The following is a 15,928-nucleotide window of genomic DNA, read 5'->3' on the forward strand; positions in this document are numbered from 1 at the left end:
GCGCACCAAAGCCGCCGGGTCCTGAACGCCCGGCGGCTTTCCCATGTCCGCCGCCGGGTGGGACCATCGAACCCTGGGCCGCATTCACGCCGTTTTCTTCCGTGGCACCCCGCGCGCGATAATCGAACGCGGAGCCGCGGAATGAGGGAATGCTCGGACGTCCTAGCACTGGCCACTGGCAGTACGGGCGTGAGCGCGGCCCGTCACGACAACCGGTGAAGGACACACTCATGACGACGCCCACGATCGAGCTCAAGCCCTCCGCCAGCCCCCTCGCCGACGCCGAGCGCGCGGCGATCCTGGCCAACCCGGGGTTCGGCCGCCACTTCACCGATCACATGGTGACCATCAAGTGGACCGAAGGCCGCGGCTGGCACGACGGTCAGCTCGTCCCGTACGCGCCGATCCCGCTCGACCCGGCCACCATGGTCCTGCACTACGCGCAGGAGATCTTCGAGGGCCTGAAGGCCTACCGCCAGCCCGACGGCTCGGTCGCCACCTTCCGCCCCGACAAGAACGCCAAGCGCTTCCAGGCCTCCGCCCGGCGCCTGGGCATGCCGGAGCTGCCGGTCGAGACCTTCATCGAGGCGTGCGACGCGCTGGTCAGGCAGGACGCGGCCTGGGTTCCGGCGCACGGCGGTGAGGAGTCCCTCTACCTGCGTCCGTTCATGATCGCCACCGAGGTCGGCCTCGGGGTGAAGCCGGCCAACGAGTACCTGTTCCTGGTCATCGCCTCCCCGGCCGGCGCCTACTTCCCGGGCGGCGTCAAGCCGGTCTCCATCTGGGTCTCCGAGGACCACGTCCGCGCGGTGCCCGGCGGCATGGGCGACGCCAAGACCGGCGGCAACTACGCGGCCTCGCTGCTCGCGCAGGCGGAGGCGGCGGCCGAGGGCTGCGCCCAGGTCTGCTACCTCGACGCGGTCGAGCGCAAGTGGGTCGAGGAACTCGGCGGCATGAACCTGTACTTCGTGTACGGCAACAAGATCGTCACCCCCCGGCTGACCGGTTCGATCCTGGAGGGCGTCACCCGCGACTCCCTGCTCGCCGTCGCCCGTGACCTCGGTTACGAGGCCGAGGAGGGCCGGATCTCCGTCGACCAGTGGCAGCGCGACTCGGAGAACGGCACCCTGACCGAGGTGTTCGCCTGCGGTACGGCCGCGGTGATCACCCCGGTCGGCACGGTCAAGCGCACCGGCGCCGAGTGGCAGCAGAGCGGCGGCGAGCCCGGCGAGGTCACGCTCCGGCTCCGCCAGGCCCTGCTCGACATCCAGCGGGGTACGGCCGAGGACAAGCACGGCTGGATGCACCCGCTGGGCTGAGGCACCCGGCGCCGGGGGCGGGCGTCCGGGGGCTGCCGCCCCCGGGCCCCCGCTTCGGCCTAAACGGCCTCGTCCTCAAACGCCGGACGGGCTGAAACGTCCACCCCGGCCTCGGCGGTTCCCGGCGTGGACACCACGTAGGCCAGGCCCCCCACCACCCCCGACAGCACGAAGCTCACGTCCACCCCGCCCGTCCACGCCACCAGCGGCCCCTCGTACGACGGCAGCGCCACCGCCAGCACGCCCACTGTCGCGCCCAGCGCCCAGGAGGCCGTGGCCGGAAGGTGCCAGCCGCCCCGGTACCAGTAGATCCCGCCCCGCGCGCGGCGGTTGAAGACCTGGAGGGCGTCCGCGTCGTAGACCCCGCGGCAGCGGGCGAAGCCGATGAGGGTGATGACCGCCCACGGGGTGCCGATCGCGGTGAGCAGCAGCACGAACGACGTCATCGCGTCCTGTGCGGTCGAGGCGTAGTGCCCGATGAAGACGCACACCGTGGCGACGGCGGCGACCGTGTAGGTGGCCGTGGCCCGGGAGGCGCGCGGCAGGATGGCGTCCAGGTCGAGGCCCATGGAGTAGAGCATCAGACCGGCGTTGCCCACCGAGCCCGCGCTCGCCGCGAGCAGCAGCGGCACCAGGTACCAGGTGGGCGCCGCGTCCACCAGGGGACCGGCGTAGTCGAGGGCGGCACGGGCCGCGTACGCGGTGAAGGTGCCGAAGAGCTGCGGCACCAGCAGGCCGAGGGCGAGGCCCAACCAGGTCGCGCGCAGGACCGTGCGGGAGGAGTGGCGGGCCGGGGAGATGTAGCGGGTGTAGTCGCCGAGCAGGGTGATGAAGGCGACCGGGCCGGACAGGCCCGCGGCCACGGCGGCCAGCAGCCAGGTCGGCCAGAACCCGTCGAGCAGATAGCCGCCCGCCTCGGGGAGCGCGGACGTGGTGAAGTCCGGGGCGTAGGCGAGGACTCCGAGCACCAGCAGGGCCGTCATCCCGACCGCGAGGACGCGGGACATGGCGAGCAGCACGCGGTAGCCGTAGACCGCGCCCGCGACGGTCGCCGCGGCGAGCAGGCCGTAGACGACGCCGTAGGAGAGGTCGTTCACGGGGAGGCCGAACAGGCGGTTCAGGGCGCCGAGCATCACGTCGCCGCCGATCCATACGGTCAGCGCGGTGTAGCCGAGGGCGAGCAGCAGGCCGACCACCGAGCCGACCAGCCGACCGCGCACGCCGAACTGGGCGCCCGAGGAGGTGGACAGGTTGGTCGCGGTGCGCAGGGAGATCAGGGCGAGCGGGGCGGTCAGGGCCGTGCCGACGGCGGTGCCGACCAGGATCGAGCTGACCGAGGCCCACCAGCCGAGGCCGAAGGACGGCGGCAGCCAGCCGAAGACGATCACACCGAGGCAGAGGTTGGAGCCCAGCAGGATCGAGACGAGGTCGCGGGGCCCGCTGGTGCGTTCCTCCTCGGGGATGGTGTCGACGCCGCGCTGTTCCCTGAGCATGCCCGCTCTCCTTCGCCTCGCCTTGCGCAGTGCTTAGAACGCCACTCAATGTGAGTCACCGTGGGGCGGGCGTCAAGGGTTTGTTTGTTGGCTGCTCTGATTTAGAGTGGCGTTCTAAAGGTGGATCGACGGCGGGGATCGAGGAGGGAATCACATGCGGCTCACGCCCACCGAGCGCGACCGGCTGCTGCTCTTCGGGGCCGCCGAGCTGGCCCGCGCCCGGCGCGCCCGCGGACTCCGGCTGAACGTGCCGGAGGCCACTGCGCTGATCGCGGACACCGTCTGCGAGGCCGCCCGCGACGGACTGCGGCTCGCCGAGGCCATCGAGCGCGCCCGCGCGGTCCTCGGCCCCGACGACGTGCTGCCGGGCGTCGCCGACGTGGTCACCGAGGTGCATGTCGAGGCCGTCTTCGACGACGGTTCGCGGCTCGCCGTGGTCTCCGACCCGATCGGCGGCGGGGGACTGGGCGAGCGGGCGCCGGGCGCGCTGCTGCCGGGCCCCGAGCCCGCCGAGCCCGAGGCGGCGCTGCGGCTGGCGGTCACCAACACCGCGACCGTGCCCGTCTCCGTCACCTCCCACTTCCACTTCTTCGAGGCCAACCCGCGCCTGGACTTCGACCGCGAGCGCGCCTACGGCATGCGGCTGGCGGTGCCCGCCGGTTCCTCGGTGCGGTTCGGGCCGGGGGAGAGCCTTCAGGTCGGCCTGGTGCCGATCGGGGGTGCGCGGATCGCCGTCGGGTTCGCGGGGCTCGTGGACGGGCCGCTGGACGCGCCGGGGGCGAAGCAGGAGGCCCTGCGGAGGGCCGCCGCCTGCGGATACCTGGGCACACGGACCGAGGAGGCAGACCGATGAGCCGTCCCGGAGGGCACGCGGCCGAGGCCCGTCGCCTCACCCCGCACGAGTACGCCGCCACCCACGGCCCCCGCGCCGGGGACCGCGTCCGCCTCGGCGACTCCGGGCTCGTCGTCCGCGTCGAGTCCGACTCCCAGCGCCACGGCGACGAATTCCTCGCCGGGTTCGGCAAGACCGCCCGCGACGGACTGCATCTGAAGGCCGCGGCCGTGCGCGAGACCTGCGACGTCGTCATCAGCAACGTCGTCGTGATCGACGCCGTGCTGGGCATCCGGAAGGTCTCCATCGGCATCCGCGAGGGGCGGATCCGCGCCATCGGGCGGGCCGGGAACCCGGACACCCTCGACGGGGTCGATGTCGTGGTCGGCACCGGCACCTCGATCGTCTCCGGCGAGGGGCTCATCGCCACCGCCGGGGCCGTGGACACCCACGTCCACCTGCTGTCGCCGCGCATCATGGAGGCCTCGCTGGCCTCCGGGGTGACCACGGTCATCGGCCAGGAGTTCGGGCCGGTGTGGGGCGTCGGCGTCAACTCGCCCTGGGCGCTGGGGCACGCCTTCAACGCCTTCGACGCCTGGCCGGTCAACATCGGGTTCCTAGGCCGGGGTTCGTCCTCCCAGGAGGCGCCCTTGGTGGAGGCCCTGGCCGAGGGCGGCGCCTGCGGCTTCAAGGTGCACGAGGACATGGGCGCCCACACCCGCGCGCTGGACACGGCGCTGAGGGTGGCCGAGGAGCACGACGTCCAAGTCGCCCTGCACAGCGACGGACTGAACGAATGCCTCTCCGTCGAGGACACCCTGCGCGTGCTGGAGGGGCGCACCATCCACGCCTTCCACATCGAGGGCTGCGGCGGCGGACACGTACCCAACGTGCTGAAGATGGCGGGCGTCCCCAACGTCATCGGCTCCTCCACCAACCCCACCCTGCCCTTCGGGCGGGACGCGGTCGCCGAGCACTACGGCATGATCGTCTCCGTCCACGACCTGAAGACCGACCTGCCCGGCGACGCCGCCATGGCCCGCGACCGCATCCGCGCCGGGACCATGGGCGCCGAGGACGTCCTGCACGACCTGGGCGCCATCGGCATCACCTCCTCCGACGCCCAGGGCATGGGACGCGCGGGCGAGACCGTCCGCCGTACCCTCGCCATGGCCGGGAAGATGAAGGCCGAGTTCGGCGCCCCGGACGAGCACGACAACGAGCGCGTCCTGCGCTACATGGCCAAGCTGACCATCAACCCGGCCATCGCCCACGGGCTCTCCCACGAGGTGGGCTCGCTGGAGGTCGGCAAGCTCGCCGACATCGTGCTGTGGCGCCCGGAGTACTTCGGCGCCAAACCGCAGCTCGTCCTCAAGGCCGGCTTCCCGGCCTACGGCGTGACCGGGGACCCCAACGCGGCCACCGACACCTGCGAACCCCTCGTCCTGGGACCGCAGTTCGGCGCGTACGGCGCCACCCCCGCCGACCTCTCCGTCGCCTTCGTCGCGCAGGCCGCCCTCGACCAGGGCCACGACACCATGCCCACCCGGCGCCGCCGCGTCGCCGTGCGCGGCACCCGCGGCATCGGACCGGCCGACCTGCGCCTGAACTCCCGTACCGGAGCCGTCGACGTGGACCGGCACACGGGTCTGGTGACGCTGGACGGGGAGCCCCTGCGCTCCGAGCCCGCCGACTCCGTCTCCCTCAACCGCCTGTACTTCCTCTAGGCACCTCTCTTCAGACACTTCCTCCTCCACTGCCTCCGGACACACGGGACTTTCGCCGATGACCTACCGCATGCCCCCCGAGTGGGCCCCGCACGAGCGCACCTGGATGGCCTGGCCGGGCCCCAACCCCACCTTCACCACCGACCAGGAGCTGGCCGAGGCCCGTACCGCCTGGGCGGCCGTCGCCCGCGCGGTGCGCCGCTTCGAGCCGGTGACCATGGTGCACGGACCCGGCCAGGGCGAGTCGGCGCGCGAACTGCTCGGCCCGGACATCGAGTTGGTGGAGCGCGAGCTGGACGACGCCTGGATGCGCGACATCGGCCCGACCTTTGTCAGCAACGGCCGTGAACTGGCCGCCGTGGACTGGGTGTTCAACGGCTGGGGCGGCCAGGACTGGGCCAACTGGGAGCACGACGCCAAGATCGCCCGCCATGTCGCGGACCTGGCTCACGTACCCGTGCACTCCTCGACGCTGGTCAACGAGGGCGGCGCGATCCACGTCGACGGCGAGGGCACGGTCCTGCTCACCGACACCGTCCAGCTCGGCGCCGGCCGCAACCCCGGCTGGAGCAGGCAGCGGGTCGAGGCGGAGATCCACGCCAGGCTCGGCACCACCAAGGCGATCTGGCTCCCCTACGGCCTGGCCGGCGACTACGGCCGCTACGGCACCCAGGGTCACGTCGACATCGTCGCCGCCTTCGCCCGCCCCGGCACCGTCCTGGTCCACAGCCAGCGCGACCCCGCCCACCCGGACTACGCCCGCTGTCAGCGGTACGTGGAGCTGCTGAGTGCCGCCACCGACGCCAAGGGCCGGGCGCTGGAGGTCATCGAGGTCCCCGCGCCCACCGCCTTGAAGGACGAGGACGGCGACTGGGTGGACTACTCCTACATCAACCACTACCTGTGCAACGGAGGCGTCGTGCTGTGCGCCTTCGACGACCCGCACGACGAGGTGGCGGCCGGCATCTTCCGGGAGCTGTTCCCCGACCGGACCGTCACCCTGGTCGACGCCCGTACCATCTTCGCGGGCGGTGGAGGCATCCACTGCATCACCCAGCAGCAGCCGAGGATCTAGGAGCCGTCGGATGGCCGGTGCGCGCAAGAACGCGCCGCCGCGGGAGGACGTACTCGCCGCCGCCATGGAGATGATCGCCGAGCGCGGTCTGGAGAAGCTCACCATGGCGGCGCTCGGCCGCGAGGTCGGAATGAGCAGCGGGCATCTGCTCTACTACTTCGGCTCCAAGGACGAACTGCTGCTGGAGACCCTGGAGTGGAGCGAGGGCCGGCTCGGCGCCGAACGCGGCCGCCTGCTCACCCGCACCGCCCCCGCCCGGGAACGGCTGGAAGCGTACGTCGACCTGTACGTGCCCGACGGCCACCGCGACCCGCACTGGACGCTCTGGCTGGAGGTCTGGAACCGCTCGCAGAACGCCGACGACTCCGCCCGCGACCGGCAGGCCGCCATCGAGGGCGCCTGGCACCGCGACCTCGTCGCCCTGCTCGCCGAGGGCATCTCGCGCGGGGAGTTTTGCCCGGTCGACGCGGACCGGTACGCGGCCCGGCTGCGCGCCCTCCTCGACGGCTTCTCCATCCACGTGGCGATCGGCCTGCGCGGCGCGGACCGGGCGCACATTCTCGGCCACGTACGGGAGTTCATCGAGCAGACCCTCCTCGCGGACGACTGAGACCGCGCCCGGGTTGTACTCAATTCGGGGGATTGGCGCCCCTGTGTGCGGTGCGTTTGCCTCGATGGGAGCCCCTCGGCGCGGGGCCGGGGGAGAAGCAGTCACACGGGGGAAACGTGTTGAGAACCATGCGTGGAGTGTCCATCGCCGTGCTCGCGGGCGCGCTGGTGGCGGGGGCGACAACGTTGGCGGGGGCGGCGCCGCAGCCGGGGCCCGAGCGGATCACCCTGCGGTCGACGGGGGAGCAGATCGGGGAGGGGTCCGGCGGGGCGCGGCTCAGCGCCGACGGACGCTACACCGCGTTCGCCACGAGCGACGCCGATGTGGTGCCCGGTGACACCAACGGGCGCAGCGACGTGTTCGTGCGCGATCTGCGCACCGGGGCCGTCGAGCGGGTCAATGTCGCGTCGGACGGGACGCAGGCGGAGGGTGGCTGGAGCGGCTCGCACGCGGTGCGGATCAGCGCCGACGGCCGCTATGTCGCCTTCATGTCGGACGCGACGAACCTCGTCGACTGGCCCGAACCGCCCAGCGGCAGTGTGTCGGACGTCTATGTACACGACCGGCGCACCGGCCGCACGGAACGGGTCAGCGTGGGGGTCGGTGGCGGAACCGCCCTGACGTTCGACGCCTTTGACATGTCCGGGGACGGCCGCTTCGTCGCGTTCGCCGCGCAGCGGATGGAGGGGGCGCCGAACAACCAGACGCTGGCCTATGTCGTCGACCGCCGCACCGGCACCGTCAGGCGCGTCAGCGATCGCATCCCGGGGGACTGGTACGTCCCGTACGTCACCCTGAGCGCCGACGGCAGCCATATGGCCTATGTGCAGCGGCATCCGCGCGGCGGGCGGCACGAGCTGTGGCACGTCGACCTGCGCACCGGTGAGCAGAAGCTGGTGAACCAGGTCGGGGGCGAGCCCACCAACGGCGGCCCGGGCTACACGACCCTCTCCGCGGACGGCCGGTACGTCGCGTACTCGTCCTTCGCCGAGGAGGTGGTCCCCGAGGCGCCGGACTACACCTGGGAGACCTACCTCTACGACAGCCGTACCGGCAGGACGCGGTGGATCACTAACGAGGGCCAGGGCGGGCTCGGCGCGGGCCTGCTCAGCCCCGACGGCCGGCAGATCGCGTACAGCGTCGAGACCAAGGCGGGCGATGAGGTCGTCGCGGAGAATGTCCACGTCCAGGACCTGCGGACGGGACGGACGAAGCTCGTCACCCGCACCCTTGCGGGCGGACCCCAGACCGAGGGGTTCGCGGCGCCCAGTGCGTTCGCGAGGGGCGGCAGCCTGCTCTCGGTCCTTTCGACCGCGCCCGACCTCGTCCCCGGCGACACCAACGGGGCCGGCGACGGCTTCCTGTACCGGCTGAGGTGACCAGGACGAGGTTCGCATACTGAGACAGCGCTGAGCACGCGGGGCGGACTGTGCCAGACTGCCCCCGTGCTCTCGTTCGCCATGATTATTGGCAGCAGGCGCGCCGGTCCGCAGTGACCGCCTTGTACGACCAGGTACGGGCGGCCATCGTCGTCCTCGACCCGCGCGCAGACCTCTCGCACCCGCGAGAGGTTTTTCGCATTTCTGGCCCACCTTCAGCCGGGAGAGCAGCGCGAGGGATCATTGGAGGACGGTGGAGCCGGTCATTCCGGTACAGACCGAGATCCATACATCAGGAGCCTTCACACCATGACGGAAACCAGCGAGCTGGACGACTCGTTCCACGTCTTCGACACCACCCTGCGCGACGGCGCCCAGCGCGAGGGCATCAACCTCACGGTCGCGGACAAGCTGGCCATCGCACGGCACCTGGACGACTTCGGCGTGGGATTCATCGAGGGCGGCTGGCCCGGCGCCAACCCGCGGGACACCGAGTTCTTCGCCCGCGCCCAGCAGGAGATCGACTTCAAGCACGCCCAGCTGGTCGCCTTCGGGGCCACCCGGCGCGCGGGCGCCAAGGCGGCGGACGACCCGCAGGTGAAGGCCCTGGTGGACTCCGGCGCCCCGGTGGTCACCCTGGTCGCCAAGTCGCACGACCGGCACGTGGAGCTGGCGCTGCGCACGACCCTGGACGAGAACCTGGAGATGGTCCGGGACACGGTGTCCTTCCTCAGGGAGCAGGGCCGCAGGGTCTTCGTCGACTGCGAGCACTTCTTCGACGGCTACCGCGCCAACCCCGAGTACGCCAAGGCGGTCGTCCGGACCGCGTCGGAGGCGGGCGCCGACGTGGTGATCCTCTGCGACACCAACGGCGGCATGCTCCCGGCGCAGGTCCAGGCGGTCGTCTCGACGGTCCTGGCCGACACCGGCGCCCGGCTCGGCATCCACGCCCAGGACGACACCGGCTGCGCGGTCGCCAACACCCTCGCCGCGGTGGACGCGGGCGCCACCCACGTCCAGTGCACGGCCAACGGCTACGGCGAGCGCGTCGGCAACGCCAACCTGTTCCCGGTGGTGGCGGCCCTGGAGCTGAAGTACGGCAAGAAGGTGCTGCCCGAGGGCCACCTGCGCGAGATGACCCGCATCTCCCACGCCATCGCCGAGGTCGTCAACCTCACCCCCTCCACCCACCAGCCCTACGTCGGCGTCTCCGCCTTCGCGCACAAGGCCGGCCTGCACGCCTCCGCGATCAAGGTCGACCCGGACCTGTACCAGCACATCGACCCCGAGCAGGTCGGCAACACCATGCGGATGCTGGTCTCCGACATGGCGGGCCGCGCCTCGGTCGAGCTCAAGGGCAAGGAACTCGGCATCGACCTCGGCGGCGACCGGGAACTGGTCGGCCGGGTGGTCGAGCGGGTCAAGGAACGCGAGCTGAAGGGCTACACCTACGAGGCGGCCGACGCGAGCTTCGAGCTGCTGCTGCGCGCCGAGGTCGAGGGCAAGCCGCTGAAGTACTTCTCCGTCGAGTCCTGGCGCGCCATCGTCGAGGACCGCCCCGACGGCAGCCACGCCAACGAGGCCACGGTCAAGCTCTTCGCCAAGGGCGAGCGCATCGTCGCCACCGCGGAGGGCAACGGCCCGGTCAACGCCCTGGACCGCGCGCTCCGGGTCGCCCTGGAGAAGATCTACCCCCAGCTCGCCAAGCTCGACCTGGTCGACTACAAGGTCCGCATCCTGGAGGGCGTGCACGGCACCCAGTCCACCACCCGCGTCCTGATCTCCACCACGGACGGCACCGGCGAGTGGTCCACGGTGGGCGTGGCCGAGAACGTCATCGCCGCGTCCTGGCAGGCCCTGGAGGACGCCTACACCTACGGCCTGCTGCGGGCGGGGGTCTCCCCGGCGGAGTAGTCCGGCCGCACCGAGAACCGACGGCGCCCGGGCGGTCACGTGTCCGCACACGGGCGCCGTTTGCCTGCCTTCCCGAAATGTCTGACGTGGCGTCTTGACGGGGCTACGTGGCGTTAGTTAACTCACGCCGTGATCTAAGTCCTGAGTGAACTAGAGAGCCGAGGGAAGGTCCATGCGAAGAACCGCCCTGCTCGTCTCCAGCGCTCTGCTCGCCGCCCTGGTGCCGCTCACCACGGCCCGCGCGGCCGACGATCCCGACCCCGCACCCGTCCCCATAGACCGCTTCGAAGGCGAAGTCCCCTTCGCCAAGCCGCCCGCCCACGGCATCTTCACCTGGGGCGGCGACACCGACGACCCGCCCACCCTCGAACTCGGCGCGCGCGACGACGCACCCGAGGGCGAGAAGGTCCTCTCCGGTACCTACGACATCAGCGGCTACGGCGGCTTCAGCCACGGCTACGCCTTCGACGAGCAGCCCCACAACTGGTCGGCGAGCAAAGGCATCCGCTTCTGGTGGGACGGGAGGAACAGCGGCGAGAAGTTCCTCTTCGAGCTCAAGGACGGCGGCGCCAACGGCGAGGCGTCCGAGCTGTGGCAGGCCGCCTTCACCGACGACTTCACCGGCTGGAAGCAGATCGAGCTGCCCTTCACGGAGTTCGTGTACCGCACGGACTACCAGCCCGTCGGCGGCATCGACCAGGTCCTCGGGCTCACCGAGATGTGGGGCTACGCCCTCACCCTCCCGGCCGGCAGGCCCGGCCAATTCGCCATGGACAACGTGGAGTTGTACGGCCGCGCCGATCCGGCGCTGCGCGCCTCCGTCACCACCGACGCCGCGGTCCACCCGGTGAAGGAGGGCGGCACGGCCACCGTGCGCGTCACCCTCTCCACCACCGGCGCCGCCCCCGTCGAGGAGCCCGTCACCGTCGCCTACGAGACCTCCGGCGGCACCGCCTCGGGCGGCGACTACGTACCCGTGAAGGGCGAGTTCACCTTCCCCGCAGGCACCGCCTCCGGCACCACCCGCGCCATCCAGGTCCGCACGCTGAAGGACAAGAGCGCCGAACCCGCCGAGACGGTCCCGCTGAAGCTGACCGTCACCGGCGCCAAGGCCCCCGCCGAGCACCCGCGGATCGTCGTGAACGCCCACGGGCTGCCGTATCTGAACAGCAAGCTGCCCGTGCACAAGCGGGTCGCCGACCTCCTCGGGCGGATGTCGCTGGAGGAGAAGGCCGGGCAGATGACCCAGGCCGAGCGCGGCGCGATGGGCAAGCCCGGCGACATCGCCGCCTACGACCTCGGCTCGCTGCTCTCCGGCGGCGGCTCCACCCCGACGCCCAACACCGCCGGGGCCTGGGCGAAGATGATCGACTCCTACCAGCTCAGGGCCCAGGCGACCCGCTTCCAGATCCCGCTGATCTACGGCGTGGACGCGGTGCACGGCCACAACAACCTGGTCGGTGCCACGGTCATGCCGCACAACATCGGCATCGGCGCCACCCGCGACCCCCGGCTCGCCCGGCGCACCGCCGAGGTCACCGCTGCCGAGGTCCGCGCCACCGGCGTCCCCTGGGACTTCGCACCCTGCCTCTGCGTCACCCGCGACGAACGCTGGGGCCGCTCCTACGAGGCCTTCGGCGAGGACCCGGCCCTGGTCGAGTCCATGGAGACGGTGATCCAGGGCCTCCAGGGCCGCCGCGACGGACAGGACCTGGACCGCGACGACAAGGTTCTGGCCACCGCCAAGCACTTCGTCGGTGACGGCGGCACCGAGTTCGGTTCCTCCACCACCGGCAGCTACACCATCGACCAGGGCATCACCAAGGTCACCCGCAAGCAGCTGGCGGCGGTGCACCTGTCCCCGTACCAGGAGGCCGTCGACCGCGGGGTCGGCAGCGTCATGCCCTCGTACTCCTCCCTCGACCTGATCGGGGACGGTCAGGGCCCGGTGAAGATGCACGCGCGCGGCGACATGATCAACGGCGTGCTCAAGGGCCGGATGGACTTCGACGGCTTCGTCATCAGCGACTGGAACGGCATCGACCAGATCCCCGGCGACTACGCCAGCGACGTGCGCACCTCGGTCAACGCCGGGGTCGACATGGTGATGGCGCCCTACTCCTACAAGGAGTTCCACTCCGCCCTGGTCGCCGAGGCGAGCGCCGGGCGGATCAGCCAGAAGCGGATCGACGACGCCGTGTCCCGCATCCTCACGCAGAAGTTCAAGCTGGGGCTCTTCGAGCAGCCGTACGCCGACACCAGCGGCGCGCGGAAGATCGGTTCCGCGCAGCACCGGGCGGTGGCGCGCGAGGCGGTGGCCGAGTCGCAGGTGCTGCTGAAGAACTCCGGGAACCTGCTGCCGCTGAAGAAGTCGCAGAAGGTGTACGTCGCCGGGTCCAACGCCGACGACATCGGCAACCAGTCCGGCGGCTGGACCGTCACCTGGCAGGGCTCCTCCGGCGACATCACCCCCGGTACGACCGTCCTGGAGGCCATGAGGAAGAACACCTCGCGGCTGACGTACTCCAAGGACGCCTCCGCGCCGACCGCAGGGCACGATGTCGGCGTGGTCGTCGTCGGTGAGACCCCGTACGCCGAGGGCGTCGGCGATGTCGGCAACGGGCACGACCTGGAGCTGTCCGCCGCCGATCAGGCAGCCGTGGACAAGGTGTGCGCGGCGATGAAGTGCGCGGTGCTGATCGTGTCCGGGCGCCCGCAGCTGATCGGGGACCGGCTCGCAGACATCGACGCGCTGGTCGCCTCCTGGCTGCCCGGCACCGAGGGCGACGGCGTCGCCGATGTGCTCTACGGCAAGCGGCCCTTCACCGGGCAGCTCCCCGTCACCTGGCCGAAGTCCGAGGCCCAGCTCCCGATCAACGTCGGGGACGCCTCGTACGACCCCCAGTTCCCCTACGGCTGGGGCCTGACCACGCTGACCCAGGTGCCGCACGGCGGTGCGGCCACCCTCAAGGCGCTCGGCATCGCCGCCGCGGTCGCCGAGCGGGCCGGGGCCGACGAGGCGGGGCGCGCGCTGGTGAAGAAGGCGCGGCTGATCGTCCAGCAGAAGCCGGTCACCGCGGCCCTGGCCAAGCCCTTCGCCGAGGCGGACCGGCTGCTCACCCAGGGCAGGTACGGCGCGGCCGTGGACCGGCTGACCACCGCCTACCGGGCGGACTGAGCGGCCGTACGACTGCCGGGCCCGGCGGGATTGCCCCCGCCGGGCCCGGCACGTTTGCCCGTTTCGTCGGGTAGCGTCGAAGTATGAGGACTCCGATGCTCCGGGGCCTTGTGCGCTGGGCCCTCGTCCCGGTCGTCGCCACGCTGGCGGCGCTGACCGCCGGTGTGCCCGGCGCCACCGCTGCAGCCGACCTGTCGACGGTGGCCGAGGCGCTGCGCGAGAGCCCCGTCTACGTGGACCCCGCCGCCTCCGACCAGCTCTCGGCCTCGGACGCCGAGGCGCTCGCCGACAAGATCACGGACGCCGACAAGCCGGTCTTCGTCGCCGTCCTCCCGGCCGACCAGCCCGAGGACGACCTGTTCCTCAAGCTCCGCACCGAGACCGGCATCACCGGCCTGTACGCGGTGCGCAGCGGTGACCGCTTCGGCGCCCGCGCCGACTCCTCCGTCATGAGCAACCAGGGCGTGGAGAACCTGGTCGCCTCCGTCGAGGGCACCGACGACGTCAAGGCCCAGCTCAACGACTTCGTCGACGCGGCCCTGCTGAACGCGGGCGGCTCCGCGCCCGCCTCCTGGGGCGGCACCACCACCGACGGCGGAGTCCCGGTCGCCGGGCTGGTCACCACCGGCGTGGTGGTCGCGGCGGGCGGCGCGGGCGCCTACGCCCTGGTACGGCGCCGGCGGCTTCAGCACGAGCGGGAACAGCGCGCGGCGCTGGAGAAGCTGCGCGTGGTGGTCGACGAGGACATCACCGCGTTCGGCGAGGAACTGGAACGCCTGGACTTCCACCCCGGCGAAGCGGGCGCCGACGACGCGATGCGCACCGCCTACGAACACGCCCTGGACTCCTACGAACAGGCCAAGCGCCTGATGGACGCGGCGGCGAAACCCGAGGACGTCAAGGCCGTCACCCAGGCCCTGGACGACGGCCGCCACTCCCTCGCCGTGCTCGCCGCGCGCCGCGAGCACCGTCCGCTGCCCGAGCGCCGGCCGCCCTGCTTCTTCGACCCGCGACACGGCCCGTCGACCGTGGACGCGGAGTGGACCCCGGTGGGCGGCGCCACCCGTGAGGTCCCGGTGTGCGCGGCCGACAAGGCCCGCCTCGACGACGGCCTGGACCCGATGATCCGCGAGGTCACCACCGACACCGGCGCCCGCCGCCCCTACTGGGAGGCCGGACCGGCCTACGGCCCCTGGGCGGGCGGCTACTTCGGCGGGGGCATCCTGCCCGGCCTGCTCGTCGGCACGATGCTCGGCAGCATGATGGCCTCCCCTGCCTATGCGGCCGACTTCGGCGCGGGTTACGGCGACTTCGGCGGCTACGAGGGCGGCGACATCTCGGGCGCCGACTTCTCCTCCGACGACTTCAGCGGCGGCTTCGGCGGCGGCTTCGACGGAGGGGGCTTCGGGGGCGGGGACTTCGGCGGAGGGTTCTGAGGCGGAGAGGTCTGAGGCGGAGGGTTCCGGGGCGGGTCCTTCGCGCCGGGAGCCGGGCGGGGATCGGGTACGGGCCCGGCGCGCGCGGCGCCGGGCCCGTCAGGTGCGTGGGCGTGCTCAGAGACCGGCCGCCGCGGAGGCTATCTGGGCGGCGAAGGTGGACACCTCGGCGTAGACACCGGGGGCGTTGGCCCGGGCGCAGCCGATGCCCCAGCTGACGATGCCGACCTGGATCCACTGGTTGGCGGAGTCCCGGCGGAACATCGGGCCACCGGAGTCGCCCTGGCAGGTGTCGACCCCGCCCGCGGTGTAACCGGCGCAGATCTCCTCGTTGGGGATGAGACCGCCGTAGCCGCTGTACGAGCGGCACTGGGCGTCGCTGACGAAGGGCACGTTCGCCTTCAGCAGGTACCGCTGCTGGGCGCCGCCCTCGCGGTTGGCTCCCCAACCGGCCACGGTGAAGGTGCCGTTGTTGTACTCCGTGGTCGTGGCGATCTTCAGCGTGGGCAGGTTGACCGGCTGGGCGAGCTTGATCAGCGCCCAGTCCTTGCCGTCGCCGTTGTAGCCGGGGGCGCGGTAGACGTAGGTCGAGCGGACGGTGATCCGGCTGCTGGACTGGAGATCCACGACGCCGGCGGTGGCGGTGATGCTGGTGTTGGGGCCGGTACGGCCCACGCAGTGCGCGGCGGTGAGCACGATCTGCTGGGTGTAGAGCGCCCCGCCGCAGCCCATGGAGAGCCGGACCATGAACGGGAACTCACCCTGCGCGGCCCGGGTGCCGCCGACGACGGGCGCCGGGGCCGCCTGCGCGGCGGACACGGGCTGGAGACTGACAACGGCGAGCGCGGCCGCACCGGCCACGGCGCATCTCTTGAGCGCCTTGAGGAGAGACTTCAACGGGGTTGCCTTCCGTGGGGGGTTGATGGAGGCGTACCGGCGTGCCCGGCTTGCTTGTCGCGGGCACG

The 15,928-nt window shown here is 71.8% G+C and carries 11 protein-coding genes; 9 read left to right on the forward strand and 2 right to left on the reverse strand.

Annotation, left to right across the window (positions count from 1 at the left end; translation table 11 throughout):
- Positions 1-230 precede the first annotated feature (230 nt).
- On the forward strand, positions 231-1,319 hold the full coding sequence (locus ACZ7L7_RS20020; RefSeq protein ID WP_471427531.1) for a branched-chain amino acid aminotransferase: 1,089 nt from the start codon (positions 231-233) through the stop codon (positions 1,317-1,319).
- A 59-nt stretch (positions 1,320-1,378) separates the two neighbouring features.
- Here ACZ7L7_RS20020 and ACZ7L7_RS20025 read toward each other — a convergent pair whose 3' ends face one another.
- Positions 1,379-2,812, reverse strand: a complete 1,434-nt coding sequence (locus ACZ7L7_RS20025; RefSeq protein WP_285513608.1) for a cytosine permease — start codon at positions 2,810-2,812, stop codon at positions 1,379-1,381.
- 154 nt (positions 2,813-2,966) lie between these two features.
- On the opposite strand from ACZ7L7_RS20025, the gene ureA reads away from it, so the two are divergent.
- From ureA to ACZ7L7_RS20065, 8 genes are all read left to right on the forward strand, one after another.
- Positions 2,967-3,665: an urease subunit gamma gene (ureA, locus tag ACZ7L7_RS20030; protein WP_453608921.1), complete on the forward strand. Its 699-nt coding sequence runs from the start codon at positions 2,967-2,969 to the stop codon at positions 3,663-3,665.
- Positions 3,662-5,371, forward strand: coding sequence for an urease subunit alpha (locus ACZ7L7_RS20035; protein ID WP_453608918.1), 1,710 nt, complete (start codon positions 3,662-3,664; stop codon positions 5,369-5,371). Before ureA ends, ACZ7L7_RS20035 begins: the two co-directional genes overlap by 4 nt.
- A gap of 58 nt (positions 5,372-5,429) precedes the next feature.
- Complete coding sequence (locus ACZ7L7_RS20040; RefSeq protein ID WP_472076703.1) at positions 5,430-6,446, forward strand: agmatine deiminase family protein; 1,017 nt, start codon at positions 5,430-5,432, stop codon at positions 6,444-6,446.
- A 10-nt stretch (positions 6,447-6,456) separates the two neighbouring features.
- Positions 6,457-7,056 (forward strand): TetR/AcrR family transcriptional regulator, encoded by a 600-nt coding sequence (locus ACZ7L7_RS20045; protein ID WP_471592972.1) that lies wholly within the window; start codon positions 6,457-6,459, stop codon positions 7,054-7,056.
- Between the two features lie 137 nt (positions 7,057-7,193).
- The gene (locus ACZ7L7_RS20050; protein ID WP_472076705.1) at positions 7,194-8,435 is read left to right on the forward strand and encodes a TolB family protein; all 1,242 of its coding nucleotides are present in this window, start codon (positions 7,194-7,196) and stop codon (positions 8,433-8,435) included.
- Positions 8,436-8,744: 309 nt separating this feature from the next.
- A complete protein-coding gene (gene cimA, locus ACZ7L7_RS20055) occupies positions 8,745-10,349 on the forward strand; it encodes a citramalate synthase (protein ID WP_285513614.1) in 1,605 nt (534 codons plus the stop codon).
- A 172-nt stretch (positions 10,350-10,521) separates the two neighbouring features.
- Positions 10,522-13,527 (forward strand): glycoside hydrolase family 3 protein, encoded by a 3,006-nt coding sequence (locus ACZ7L7_RS20060; protein WP_472076707.1) that lies wholly within the window; start codon positions 10,522-10,524, stop codon positions 13,525-13,527.
- Positions 13,528-13,610: 83 nt separating this feature from the next.
- Complete coding sequence (locus ACZ7L7_RS20065; RefSeq protein ID WP_285513616.1) at positions 13,611-14,963, forward strand: hypothetical protein; 1,353 nt, start codon at positions 13,611-13,613, stop codon at positions 14,961-14,963.
- Positions 14,964-15,080: 117 nt separating this feature from the next.
- Here the strand turns inward: ACZ7L7_RS20065 and ACZ7L7_RS20070 are convergent, their stop codons facing one another.
- On the reverse strand, positions 15,081-15,860 hold the full coding sequence (locus tag ACZ7L7_RS20070; RefSeq protein ID WP_285513617.1) for a serine protease: 780 nt from the start codon (positions 15,858-15,860) through the stop codon (positions 15,081-15,083).
- Positions 15,861-15,928 lie beyond the last annotated feature (68 nt).

The organism is Streptomyces sp. NPDC110618, assembly GCF_055657065.1.

Coding starts and splice junctions, on each gene's coding strand:
- ureA (WP_453608921.1), top strand. CDS start 2,967: ATGCGGCTCACGCCCACCGAGCGCGACCGGCTGCTGCTCTTCGGGGCC.
- ACZ7L7_RS20035 (WP_453608918.1), top strand. CDS start 3,662: ATGAGCCGTCCCGGAGGGCACGCGGCCGAGGCCCGTCGCCTCACCCCG.
- ACZ7L7_RS20025 (WP_285513608.1), bottom strand. CDS start 2,812: ATGCTCAGGGAACAGCGCGGCGTCGACACCATCCCCGAGGAGGAACGC.
- ACZ7L7_RS20040 (WP_472076703.1), top strand. CDS start 5,430: ATGACCTACCGCATGCCCCCCGAGTGGGCCCCGCACGAGCGCACCTGG.
- ACZ7L7_RS20065 (WP_285513616.1), top strand. CDS start 13,611: ATGAGGACTCCGATGCTCCGGGGCCTTGTGCGCTGGGCCCTCGTCCCG.
- ACZ7L7_RS20045 (WP_471592972.1), top strand. CDS start 6,457: ATGGCCGGTGCGCGCAAGAACGCGCCGCCGCGGGAGGACGTACTCGCC.
- cimA (WP_285513614.1), top strand. CDS start 8,745: ATGACGGAAACCAGCGAGCTGGACGACTCGTTCCACGTCTTCGACACC.
- ACZ7L7_RS20060 (WP_472076707.1), top strand. CDS start 10,522: ATGCGAAGAACCGCCCTGCTCGTCTCCAGCGCTCTGCTCGCCGCCCTG.
- ACZ7L7_RS20020 (WP_471427531.1), top strand. CDS start 231: ATGACGACGCCCACGATCGAGCTCAAGCCCTCCGCCAGCCCCCTCGCC.